This is a genomic window from Pseudomonas sp. PSE14 (genome assembly GCF_029203285.1).
Taxonomy (GTDB): Bacteria; Pseudomonadota; Gammaproteobacteria; order Pseudomonadales; family Pseudomonadaceae; genus Pseudomonas.
In genome coordinates, this window is record NZ_CP115669.1 from 2,757,737 (window position 1) to 2,769,048 (window position 11,312).

An 11,312-nucleotide genomic window follows, 5' to 3' on the forward strand; every position below is an offset into this window, starting at 1 on the left:
CCGGGGGCGAAGCCGTGTTGCGTGTCTGCGCCTGCGGGCGCAGTGATGGAAACCGAGGGCTTCTGATGAGTCACACGATGGATGTTTTCTGGCACGACGACGTGCTGCGCCACGACACCGCCGCCGGCGTGTTCGAGGCGCCACCCAGCGACCTGCTGGCCGAACAGCTGCAACACCCGGAGAGCAATCCCCGGCTGCTCAACATGCGCGCCATCCTCCAGCGCGGGCCGGTGGCGGGCTCCCTGCGCTGGCACGAAGGCCGCCACGCCAGCGAAGAAGAACTGCTGCGCTTCCATGACGCCGACTACCTGCGCGGCATCTTCCAAGCGGACGCTGCGGGCAAGCGCTTCAGCAGCACCACGCTGATGTCCGCCGGCAGTCTCGCCGGGCTGCTGGCCGCTGCCGGTACCAGCCTGGCGGCGCTGGAGAGCGTATTGGCCAGCGGCCATCCGGCCATGGCGCTGGTGCGCCCGCCGGGTCACCATGCTGCGCCCGCCATGGCGGACGGCTACTGCTTCTTCAACCATGCCGGGATTGCCGCGCGTGCAGCCCAGGCGGCCGGTCTGGAGCGCGTCGCCATCGTCGACTGGGACGTGCACCACGGCAATGGCACCCAGGAAGGTTTCTACGACGATCCGTCGGTGTTCACCGTATCGCTGCACATGGACCACGGCGCCTGGGGCCCGAGCCATCCGCAGACCGGCGCGGTGGACGAGCGCGGCTACGGCGCGGGGTTGGGCAGCAACCTAAACCTGCCGCTGCCCATGGGGTCGGGCGACCAGCTCTACGAGATGGTTTTCGCTCGCTTCGTCGAGCCGGCGCTGCGCGCGTTCAAGCCGGATCTGCTGATCATCGCCAACGGCCTGGATGCCTCGCAGTTCGACCCCAACGGCCGCCAACTGGTGACCATGCAGGGCTTCAACCGCCTGGCCCGCCGCGCCCGCGCGCTGGCCGACGAGCTCTGTCAGGGGCGTCTGCTGGTGGTGCAGGAGGGCGGCTATAACCCGGCCTACAGCGCGTACTGCCTGCACGCGGCGACGGAAGGCTTACTGGGTCAGCCGTCCACGTTGCCCGATCCGCTGGCCTACATGCCGGAACCGGTGGCGCGGGTCGAAGCCGATCTCGCCGCGCTGGATACGCGGCTGGCGACGGCGGGGTGGACGTTCGGCTGAGCCTGCGGCGCGACGTGTTCGCGCAGGGCTAACCGCCTGTGTAGGGCGTATAACGCGCCAGCGTTATACGCCGTGGATGGCCCGGCGGATAACCTGTTCCAGGTTTTGCGCCCTACGTCCCTTCAAATGCGGTTCGCGAGCAAGCTCGCTCCTACAGCCAGGGGAAACTCCGGCGTGCTCTTTTGTAGGAGCGAGCTTGCTCGCGAACCAACGCCGAATCAGACCCTTCAGCGATGGTTGCGATAACGCTCGGTCAGGGACTGCACGCGGGACACGTAGTAGCGCGTTTCAGCGAAGGGCGGCACGCCGTTGTACTCGTCCACGGACGCTTCCCCGGCGTTGTAACCGGCCAACGCCAGCGTCTGGTTGCCGTTGAAACGCTTGAGCAGCCAGGCCAGGTAGCGCACGCCGCCACGGATGTTCTGCCGTGCGTCGAACGGATCAGCCACGTTGAAGCGCTCCGCAGTGTCGGGCATCAACTGCATCAGGCCCTGTGCGCCGGCCACGGAAACGGCGTTGGGCTGAAACGCCGACTCGGCATGGATTACCGCGCGGACCAGCGCCTGGTCGACACCGTAAAGCGTCGAAGCGGCCTCGATCTCCCGGCGATAGGAACGGGTGTCCAGGCGCAGTGAGGCGACGTTGAAGTCCTTTGGCGCCATGCACAGGTAGCAGCCCTTGACGTAATACACCTCGATGACATCGACCCGCTCGGAGATACCGACAGGGCGTCGGCTCACATATTGACGAATACCCTTGTGAACGAAGGTGTAGATCCGAATCGGCACTGCCCTTGGAGCGTTGCTCCGCTCGAACCTTGGCGCGCCCTGTGACCGGGCGCCGATACCGGTTCCAGCCTTTCCGTTCTGGCTAACCTCGCCTTTCTGGAGAGTACAGCGGGCGCCGGGAATGGCATGGCTGGTGTGGCTGATGGTTCCGTCCCGGGCCTGGCACTTGAACAGGGCGTTGGCGTGAATCGGAGCGACCAGCAGCGCCAGCACGATGCAGCCAGGAAGGCTCCTGCGAGCCCATCGCCATGCTCTGGAAGTCATCACACCGCTCCGCGCGCGGGCGCCAATCAGGCTGAGGAGGCCTGATCTGGACAAGGGGAACGCCAACAGGGGCGGTCGATGCAGGGGTGTCCTGGCCGACCAGCCGCTTTGTTCGGGTAGTTATAGCCCTTTCAACTCGCCGTGGAATTTGCGCAGACGTACGGCCTGCAGGCGCTTGATGCCTATGCCTGTGGTTTCCCTCACCCCAGCCCTCGGCTTTGGCATCCTGCGTCGCCCTACCTCCTGCATCCCTGCAGTCGTCTCCCTGAGGGAGAGGGAGCAGTCCTTACCGGCTGACGCGACAGTGTCATCCTGCTTCGTACGGTCCCCTCTCCCCTGGGGAGGGGGTTAGGGTGAGGGCAGCCTGAGCGCTGAACTCACCCGAGGATGAAATACACCTTGCGCACCGGCGTGAGATTTTCCCAGGTGCCCTTGAAGCCCGCCGCCACCACGAAGGAATCTCCGGGCCCGAAGGTCTTCGCCACGCCGTCGGCGTCGGTCAGGCGCACGGTGCCTTCGAGGATGTGGCACAGCTCATCGTAATCGCACTCGCAGCGCTCCAGGTGCACACCGGCTTCCCAGATGCCGGCGATGGCGTTCTTTTCAGGGGCGCTGAAGTGCCGCCAGCTGCGGCTCTGGTAGGGCGCATCGACGATGGCCGGGTCGTTGATTTCGCGCTCTTGGGGCGCGAGGTCGGGGTTGGCGAAGTCGATGACGTGGCGGGGCAAGGTGGACATGAAGTTCTCCATCAGGAATCGAAACCGACGCCGAAGGCATCGAAGGTCTTGAGCAGCAGGTCGCGGCGGCCGGTGCGGTCTTCCTTGGCTAGTGAGCGCTGGGCCAGGCGCACGCCGAGGTAGCGCAGCGGTTCGGGCGGGAAGGGGAAGGGCTTCTGCGAGGTCATGCGCAGCTGGGTGCGTTCGGTGCGTTCGCCGCCCAACTGGTCGAGCATGTTCAGGGCCGCGAAGCGACTGGCCGACACGCCCTGGCCGGTGAAGCCCAGCGCGTAGGCCACGCGCCCGCCGAGCACGCAGCCGGTGAACAGCGTGGTGCGCGCCGAGGTGTCGATGATGCCGCCCCAGGCGTGGCTGAACTGCACCGGGCCGAGCTGCGGGAACGCCTCGCGGAACTGGCCGGCCAGGCGCTCGAAGCTTGCCGGACGCTGGGTCAGGGCTTCGTCACGGCGGCTGCCGAAGTGGTAGATGGCGTCGAAGCCGGCCCAGAGAATGCGGTTGTCGGCGGTCTTGCGCAGGTAGTGGAACTGGTTGCCGGCATCGGCGATGCCGTAGCGGTCGACCCAGCCGATGGCGCGCAGCTGATCGTCAGTCAGCGGCTGGGTGACCAGCGAGTAGTCGTACACCGGGATCACGCTGGAATTCAGATGGCCGAGCAGCGGCGGGGCGATGTTGGTGGCCAGGGCGATCTGCCCGGCTTCCAGCTCTCCACGGTCGCAGCGCAGCATCAGTCGGTCGCCGCGTTGGTGCAGTTCGTGGACCGGCGTGTTCTCGAACAGCTCGACGCCCTGTTCCAGGCACACCCGGCGCAGCTCGGCGGCCATCTTCGCCGGGTTGAGCAGCGCGTAGTTGGGCTCGAAGACGCCGGCCTGGTAGGCGGGGGAATCCAGCCTGCCGGCCAGTTCCGCTTTGCCTAGAAATTCGCACTCGATGCCGAAACGTTCGTAATTGCGCTGCATGCCGCGCAGGCCGTCGATCTGCCAGGGCTGGGCGGCGACGTTGAGTTTGCCGCGGCGTTCGAACTCGACGTTCATGCCGAAGCGCTTGAGGTCCGCCTCGAACTCATCGAGGTTCTGTCGGCCCAGGCGTACCAGGGTTTCGGCTTCTTCCGGCCAGCGGCGCAGGGCGTTGCCTACGCCGTGGGAAATGCTTGGAGCGCAGAAACCGCCGTTGCGCCCGCTGGCCTCGCCACCGCAACGACGCGCCTCGACCACCGCGATGCTCGCGCCGGGCCGGCGCTGACGGGCGTGCAGGGCGGTCCACAGGCCGGTGAAGCCGCCGCCGACCACCACCAGATCGAAGCTGCGATCGGCCTCCAGTGCAGGGGCAGCAGGAGCGGGATCCAGGGTGTCGAGCCAGAAGGGTCTGGGAGTGGTGCGTGCAAGTGAGGCGGATGTCATCGGAAAACTCCGGCAGAATGTCGGAAGAAAAAGCGGCCAGCGGGCCGCGTCCGAAATCTTGTAACGCTCACGGGGGCCAGGCATACGGTCCGCCGCTCTTTGCGGGCACGCCCGGAGCAGGAAAAGCCGGCCGAGACCGGCAGGGGAAAACAATGAGTGACGAACAGGTCTGGAGCGCCACCCTCGAAGGCGCGACCTACCAGCCTGACCCGGCCAGCGCCGCCACCCATGCGGTGGTGATGCGCTACCACCAGGCGTGGCGCCGGCATGACATCGACGCGCTGATGGCGCTGTTCGACCCGCAGGTGGAATACAACGACTTCTTCCAGGGCCGGCGCATCGCGCCGGAGGAACTGCGCGGCTATCTGCAGTCGAGCATGCCGGCGGCGGGGGACGAGTCGCAGGTCTACACCGACCGCCTGCGGGTGGATGGCGACACGGCGTTCCTGCAGTACCAGGTGACCTTGCGCGGCACCCAGGGGCTGGTGTCCTACCGCGCCACGGAGGCGTACACCGTGCGTGACGGGCGGATCATCCGGGTCAACGAGCACACGGCCCTGGTCGGCCAGCCGCAGAAAACCGCCAGCGAGGCGCCGGAGCGCATGGCCGGTAGCCGCCTGGGACTTTCCGCGCGGCAACTGAGCCAACTGGGTGGCGACATCCAGCAGTACTTCCAGCAGAGCCAGCCTTTCCTCAATCCCGACCTGGACATGCCCCAGGTGGCGGCGGCCACCGGTTACACGCGCAACCAGATTTCCTACTTCCTCAACCAGGTGCTGGGCCTGAGCTTCTACCAGTACCTGAACCAGTTGCGCCTGCGCCATCTGCTGAGCCAGTTGGGCGGCGCCACCAGCGTCACCCGTATCGACGAACTGGCGCGGGCAGCGGGGTTCCGTTCGCTGTCGACCTTCTACCGCTGCTTCCGCGAGGAGACGGGACTGTCGCCAAAGGCGTATCTGGAGCAGAAGGCGGCTTCGTGATCGGATCGTTCTCGTAGGATGGCGTGGAGCGAAGCGATACCCATCAATCGCTGGCGACCCCGGCGATGGGTATCGCAAGCTCCACCCATCCTACGGGGTGCCATGTGCCCGAATGGCCGCTCCGCGCGTGCCCGCATGCATGGCGCCCGCGTTATCAATCCCGCGCCCATTTCCCTATGCTCGGCCGACAAGTATTCCAATACGCTCAGGAGACCTTCGCATGCGCGACCAGCTCTATATCGACGGCCAATGGCAGGCACCCGCGAAAGGCGGCCGCTTCGAGGTGTACGAACCGTCCAGCGAAGCGGTGCTGACGGAAGTCGCCGCCGCCACCGGCGAGGACGTGGACCGTGCCGTGCAGGCCGCGCGCCGGGCCTTCGATGAGGGCGAGTGGGGGCGCAGCACGGGCAAGGAGCGCGCGGTTTACCTGCGCGCCATCGCCGACAACCTGCGTGGTCGCCGCGAGGACCTGGCCCGTCTGGAAGTGCAGGACAACGGCAAGCCGCTGCCCGAGGCGCAGTGGGACATCGACGACGCCATCGGCTGCTTCGACTATTACGCCGAGCTGGCCGAGGGGCTGAACGGCGAGGGTGAAGTGGTCGCGCTGCCCGACGAGCGTTTCGCCTGCCGTGTGCTGCGCGAACCGGTGGGCGTCGCCGGGCAGATCATTCCCTGGAACTACCCGCTGCTGATGGCTTCGTGGAAGGTTGCACCGGCGCTGGCTGCCGGCTGCACCGCCGTACTCAAGCCTTCCGAACTGACCCCGCTGACTTCGCTGGAGCTGGCCGCTGCCGCCGATGCAGTCGGCTTGCCGAAAGGTGTGCTGAACGTGGTCACCGGCCTGGGCCGTGACGCCGGCTCGTCGCTCTCGGCGCATCCGGGGGTGGACAAGCTGGCCTTCACCGGCAGCGTGCCGACCGGGCGCGCGATCATGCAGGCGGCCGCCCAGGACATCAAGAACGTCAGCCTGGAGCTGGGCGGCAAGTCGGCCTTCATCGTGTTCGACGACGCCGATGTCGAGGCCGCCGTGGAGTGGATTCTGTTCGGCATCTTCTGGAACCAGGGCCAGGTGTGCAGCGCCACCTCGCGCCTACTGGTACAGGACGGCCTGCATGATCGGCTGATCGAGCGCCTGGTGGAGGAAACCCGCCGCATCACCATCGGCAACGGCCTGGAGCCGGGCGTGCTGCTCGGCCCGCTGGTCAGCGCCGGGCAGCATGCCAAGGTGCTGCAAGCGATCGAAGCCGGCGTGCGCGACGGGGCGAAGCTGGCCACCGGCGGCAAGCGTCCGGCGCATCGCGATAAGGGCTGGTTCGTCGAGCCGACCGTGTTCGTCGACTCGCCGCTGGAGAGTGCCCTGTGGCGCGAGGAGATCTTCGGTCCGGTGCTCGCGGTGCGTCGCTTCAAGGACGAGGCCGAGGCGCTGCGCCTGGCCAATGACAGCCAGTTCGGCCTGGCGGCGGCGGTGATGTCCACCGACCCGGCGCGCTGCCAGCGCGTCAGCCGCGGCCTGCGCGCCGGTATCGTCTGGGTCAACTGCTCGCAGCCGACCTTCACCCAGGCGCCCTGGGGCGGCTACAAGCAGAGCGGCATCGGCCGCGAGCTGGGCGTGTGGGGGCTGGATAATTACCTGGAGACCAAGCAGGTCACCGAGTACCTCAGCGACCAGCCGTGGGGTTGGTACATCAAGTAAGCTGAGGCTCGCCGGCAGGGGTTTCTTGTTCGCGAGCAAGCTCGCTCCTACAGCATGACAAGTCGAGGGCTCTTTGTAGGAGCGAGCTTGCTCGCGAACCGATCTGGCGCAGGCCTTGCCGGCGAAATCCAGCGCGGATGACTCCATTCTCACAGGTGGACGATGGAGTCTCATGCCGACGTAGGGCGCATAACGTTCGACGTTATACGCCGTTTGACCTCGGTATCAGGGGGCTCCAGGTTCAACGTCGAAGCGGGAGGCGGCGCATGATGCAACGGCGTACAACCGCGAACGGTTGTACGCCCTACGGGGTCGCTCAGATCAACCCTTTCCCCTGCAAATGCTCCCGCAGGTACTCGATGAACACCCGCACCTTGCGCGTGCTCCTGCGGTGCGGCAGGTACAGCACATGCACCCAGGGCCCGAAGGCGCTCTGGTCGCGCCAGCAATCCGGTAGCAGCTCCACCAGCTCGCCGCGCTCGATATAGGGCAGCGCGCTCCATTGCGGGAGGAACTGCAGCCCCTGGCCGTCCAGCAGGCAGGACAGCAGGAAGTCGTAGTTGTCGCTAGACAGCCGTGGCACCGGCTGGCGGATGCGTATGCGCTCGCCGTCGCGCTGCACCCACCAGAAATTCCGGTTCAGCAGCGGGTGGCGGAAGATCAGCCAGTCGTGCTGCTCGTAGTTGTCCAGGGTCACGTCCATGCCCTTGCTGGCCAGGTAGGCCGGGCTTGCACAGAGCATCAGGCGGTTCTCGATCAGCGGCTGGGCGATGACGTCGGGCAGGTCGATGGGCCCGTCGCGCAGGGCGAGGTCGTAGCCGCCTTCCACCAGGTCAGCGAATTCGTCAGCCAGGTCCACTTCCAGGCGCACCTGCGGATGTTCGCGCAGGAAGCGGCAGCACACGGCATTGAAGAACGCCGGGGCGAAGGAGGGCGGAGCGGCGATGCGCAGGCTGCCGCGCAGCTCGGTCTGCAATTGCTCGACTTCCTCGCTGGCGCGCTGCAACTGCATCAACGCCTGGCGCGCACCCTCCAGATAGATATGCCCGGCTTCGGTCAGCGCCATGCGTCGCGTGGTGCGTTCGAACAGGCGCTGGCCCAGTTCGGCCTCCAGTTGCGCCACGCCCTTGGTGATCGCCGAGGGCGTCTTGCCCAGCTGCTCCGCGGCGCGGCTGAAGCCGCCGTGGTCGGCGGTGGCGACGAACATGGTGAGCGCAGTCATCTTGTCCAAGGATTACTTCCTGATGGGAATAGAAGTTGTGCGGGAAGTCAGTGTTAAAGCCGCAAGGGCTTTTGCTTAACCTTCGTTACAGATCAACAATAACTAAGGATCTGCGATGAAACTACTGATTCCGACGCTGCTGTCCGCGGCCTGCGCTTTTTCCTCGATGGAAAGTATGGCGGCCGCCGACCTTATCCTCCATGGCGGCAAGGTCTATACCGCCGAGCCGGGGCAATCGCTGCAGCAGGCGGTGGCGGTGGAGAACGGCCGCATCCTCGCGGTCGGTTCCGATGCGCAGATCCTCAAGCTCAAGCAGGCCGGCACCCAGGTCATCGACCTGCACGGCAAGGTGCTGATGCCGGGTTTCATCGATTCCCACACCCACCTCGTCAAAGGCGGCCTGCAGATGCTCCAGGCCAACCTGAACAACGAGGACATGCCGATCACCGAGCTGGAAAGCAAACTGCGCCAATGGCGTGACGACGGCCGCGCGCGTCGCGGCAAATTCCTCTATATCGGTGGCATTCCGACCCAGTACTGGGACCGGATCGACGAACTGCAGCAGCGCTTCAACCAGGGCGAATGGGCCAAACAGCCGATCCTGCTGGCTGGCGGCGACTACCACACCGGTTGGGCCAACCAGGCGCTGCTGGACCTGGCCGGGGTCGATGTCGCCAAGGTCAAGTCGCTGCAGGGCGAGGAGCAGGCCACCATCGGTCACGCTGCCGACGGCACCCCTAACGGTTTCCTGGTGGATGCCGGCCTCTACCCGGTACAGGCATTGCTGCCGCTGCCGACCAATGACGAACTGGTCGACGCCCTGAAAGGTGCCCAGCGCTACTACCACGAACTGGGCATCACTGCCTGGATGGAGCCGCTGGCGAACGAGAACCCCGGCGGCGACATTCACAATGACTCCGTCGGCGTGCTGCCGGCCTACAAGGCGCTGTCGCAGAGCGGCGAGCTGACCGCCCACGTGGCTGCACTGCTGATGGCTGACTCCAAGGCCACACCGGCCGACCTCGACGAGCTGGACAAGGTTCGCCAGCAGTTCCAGGGCGTGAACAACCTGACCCTGCCGGGCATCAAGATCTTCGCTGACGGCGTGGCCGAGATGCCGGCGCAGAGCGCGGCGATGCTTGAGCCCTACAGCAACTCGAAGAAATCCGGCGAGCTGCTGATCGACCCGAAACACTTCGGCGAACTGGTCAGCGCCGCCGACGCCCGCGGCTGGCTGGTGCACATCCATGCCATCGGCGACCGCGCGGTGCGCGAATCTCTCAATGGCATCGAGCAGGCGCGCAAGGATCGCCACAGCGGCATCCCGCACTCCATCACCCACCTGGAAGTGGTCAACCCGAAAGACTACCCGCGCTTCAAGCAACTCGACGTGATCGCTTCGATGCAACTGTTCTGGGCCGCCGCCGACGAAATGAGCGTCGACCTGCTCAAGCCCTACGTCAGCGCCGCGACCTTCAAGACCCTGTACCCGGCTCATTCGCTGCTGAAGAACGGCGCGACCATCGCCGGCGCCAGCGACTGGCCGATCACCACGCCCGACCCGTGGAAGGCCATCTACCAGGCGCTGGAACGCGTAGGCCCCAAAGGCGTACTCAACGCCGGCGAAGAGGTCGACCGCATGACCATGTTCCAGGCCTACACCCTCAATGCCGCGCGCACCCTGCGTCTTGAAGACAGCATCGGTTCGCTCAAGCCGGGCAAGCAGGCCGACCTGATCCTGCTCGACCGCGACGTGTTCAAGGTCAAACCCGAGGCCCTGCGGGATACCCAGGTGCTCAAGACCTGGTTCGCCGGCCGCGAAGTCTATAGTCGCCCATAGTTACAAGGACGGACGACAAACCCTGATCCACCCGGAGCGCTCCGGCGCTCCTGTTCATTGAAACAGCAGTCGTTGAAACAGCAGTCATTGAAATACCCGTCGTTGAAATAGCAATTGCAGGAGCCTTGCCGTGATTCTTCATACCTTCACCACCGACATCCGCGACCCGCTGCAGCGTGGCCGGCAGATCGGCGAAACCTTCGCCGAGCAGATCCGCCAGACCGTGGCGCTGTACCTGGACTTCTTTCCGCGCGCAGGTGTGGAGATCGACAAGGCCCGTACCATCGGTGAAGGCAGCCTGGCTGCGCTGGCCGACTGGTGCCCGGCGCTGGCGCAGGAAGTCGAAGGCCTCGCCCTGGGCGTCGGCCTGCCGCTGTGGCAGTTGGCCGCGCTGAACGCACGCACCGAAGTACTGGCGGTGATGCCGCAGCAGCCGGTGGAAGGCGAGTGCTCCACCTCCATCCATGCACCCGCCGGCGCCGCCGCGCCGCGCAGCCTGCAGACCTGGGACTGGCACGACAGCCTGGTGCCCCAGGGCCTGCTGCTGCAGTTCCCCGGCGCCACCGGCCTGACCGCCAAGCTGTTCACTGAGTTCGGTATGCTCGGCAAGATCGGCGTGAACAGCGCGGGCCTGGGCGTGCACTTCAACATCCTGCACCACGCCAGCGACAACGGCAGCGCCGGCGTACCGGTCCACGCCATCGCCCGCCGCGTGCTGGAGGAAGCCACCAGCGTCACCGAGGCCGTCGAGATGGCGCGTTCGGCGCGGGTCAGCGCGTCCACCGTGCTCAGCGTGTTCACCCGTGAAGACGTGCGCGCCCGTGCCGCCAGCATCGAGATGAGCCCGGCGCACACCTCCGTGGTGGTGCCTCGCGAGGATGGCTGGCTGCTGCACACCAACCACTTCCTCGACGGCGAACTGAGCTGGGGCGAGCGCACCGCCGACGTGTCCACCACTTACGCGCGCCTGGACCACCTCAAGGCCGGCACCGCCGGGATGACAGGCGTAGGCCTGCGCGAACGCGCCGCCGCCTTCTGCGGCGCCGAGGGCGACCAGGCCATCGTGTGCTTCCACCCGGATATGTCCGAGCCGGACACCGAGCGCTGGGAAACCCTGCTGAGCGTCGGCATCGACACCGTGGGCTGTGCCCTGGAGTACGTCGCCGGTACGCCGAAGAAGCTGGCGGACGAAGGTTTCCTGCGCTTCTGACGTTTTCCT

The 11,312-nt window shown here is 66.2% G+C and carries 9 protein-coding genes; 5 read left to right on the top strand and 4 right to left on the bottom strand.

What is annotated here, in order from left to right:
* Window positions 1-77 precede the first annotated feature (77 nt).
* Window positions 78-1,172: a hypothetical protein gene (locus tag O6P39_RS12755; protein WP_275611685.1), complete on the top strand. Its 1,095-nt coding sequence runs from the start codon at window positions 78-80 to the stop codon at window positions 1,170-1,172.
* 227 nt (window positions 1,173-1,399) lie between these two features.
* On the opposite strand, the gene O6P39_RS12760 is transcribed toward O6P39_RS12755, so the two are convergent.
* From O6P39_RS12760 to O6P39_RS12770, 3 genes are all read right to left on the bottom strand, one after another.
* The gene (locus tag O6P39_RS12760; RefSeq protein ID WP_275611686.1) at window positions 1,400-2,224 is read right to left on the bottom strand and encodes a lytic transglycosylase domain-containing protein; all 825 of its coding nucleotides are present in this window, start codon (window positions 2,222-2,224) and stop codon (window positions 1,400-1,402) included.
* 377 nt (window positions 2,225-2,601) lie between these two features.
* On the bottom strand, window positions 2,602-2,961 hold the full coding sequence (locus O6P39_RS12765) for a cupin domain-containing protein (RefSeq protein ID WP_045208850.1): 360 nt from the start codon (window positions 2,959-2,961) through the stop codon (window positions 2,602-2,604).
* A gap of 11 nt (window positions 2,962-2,972) precedes the next feature.
* Entirely contained in the window at window positions 2,973-4,358 is a 1,386-nt protein-coding gene (locus O6P39_RS12770; protein WP_275611687.1) for an FAD-dependent oxidoreductase, read from the bottom strand.
* Between the two features lie 152 nt (window positions 4,359-4,510).
* Between O6P39_RS12770 and O6P39_RS12775 the strand changes: the two genes are divergently transcribed.
* The gene (locus tag O6P39_RS12775; RefSeq protein ID WP_275611688.1) at window positions 4,511-5,338 is read left to right on the top strand and encodes a nuclear transport factor 2 family protein; all 828 of its coding nucleotides are present in this window, start codon (window positions 4,511-4,513) and stop codon (window positions 5,336-5,338) included.
* Window positions 5,339-5,558: 220 nt separating this feature from the next.
* Window positions 5,559-7,031: an aldehyde dehydrogenase family protein gene (locus tag O6P39_RS12780; RefSeq protein WP_275611689.1), complete on the top strand. Its 1,473-nt coding sequence runs from the start codon at window positions 5,559-5,561 to the stop codon at window positions 7,029-7,031.
* Window positions 7,032-7,347: 316 nt separating this feature from the next.
* Here the strand turns inward: O6P39_RS12780 and O6P39_RS12785 are convergent, their stop codons facing one another.
* Window positions 7,348-8,262: a LysR family transcriptional regulator gene (locus O6P39_RS12785; RefSeq protein WP_275611690.1), complete on the bottom strand. Its 915-nt coding sequence runs from the start codon at window positions 8,260-8,262 to the stop codon at window positions 7,348-7,350.
* Window positions 8,263-8,368: 106 nt separating this feature from the next.
* On the opposite strand from O6P39_RS12785, the gene O6P39_RS12790 reads away from it, so the two are divergent.
* Both O6P39_RS12790 and O6P39_RS12795 read left to right on the top strand, forming a co-directional pair.
* Window positions 8,369-10,093: an amidohydrolase gene (locus O6P39_RS12790; RefSeq protein ID WP_275611691.1), complete on the top strand. Its 1,725-nt coding sequence runs from the start codon at window positions 8,369-8,371 to the stop codon at window positions 10,091-10,093.
* Between the two features lie 130 nt (window positions 10,094-10,223).
* Complete coding sequence (locus O6P39_RS12795; RefSeq protein ID WP_275611692.1) at window positions 10,224-11,303, top strand: C45 family peptidase; 1,080 nt, start codon at window positions 10,224-10,226, stop codon at window positions 11,301-11,303.
* Window positions 11,304-11,312: the final 9 nt, after the last annotated feature.

Excerpts from the sequence above, each read along its gene's own strand:
- O6P39_RS12755 (WP_275611685.1), top strand. The coding sequence starts at position 78 with ATGGATGTTTTCTGGCACGACGACGTGCTGCGCCACGACACCGCCGCC.
- O6P39_RS12760 (WP_275611686.1), bottom strand. The coding sequence starts at position 2,224 with ATGACTTCCAGAGCATGGCGATGGGCTCGCAGGAGCCTTCCTGGCTGC.
- O6P39_RS12765 (WP_045208850.1), bottom strand. The coding sequence starts at position 2,961 with ATGTCCACCTTGCCCCGCCACGTCATCGACTTCGCCAACCCCGACCTC.
- O6P39_RS12770 (WP_275611687.1), bottom strand. The coding sequence starts at position 4,358 with ATGACATCCGCCTCACTTGCACGCACCACTCCCAGACCCTTCTGGCTC.
- O6P39_RS12775 (WP_275611688.1), top strand. The coding sequence starts at position 4,511 with ATGAGTGACGAACAGGTCTGGAGCGCCACCCTCGAAGGCGCGACCTAC.
- O6P39_RS12780 (WP_275611689.1), top strand. The coding sequence starts at position 5,559 with ATGCGCGACCAGCTCTATATCGACGGCCAATGGCAGGCACCCGCGAAA.
- O6P39_RS12790 (WP_275611691.1), top strand. The coding sequence starts at position 8,369 with ATGAAACTACTGATTCCGACGCTGCTGTCCGCGGCCTGCGCTTTTTCC.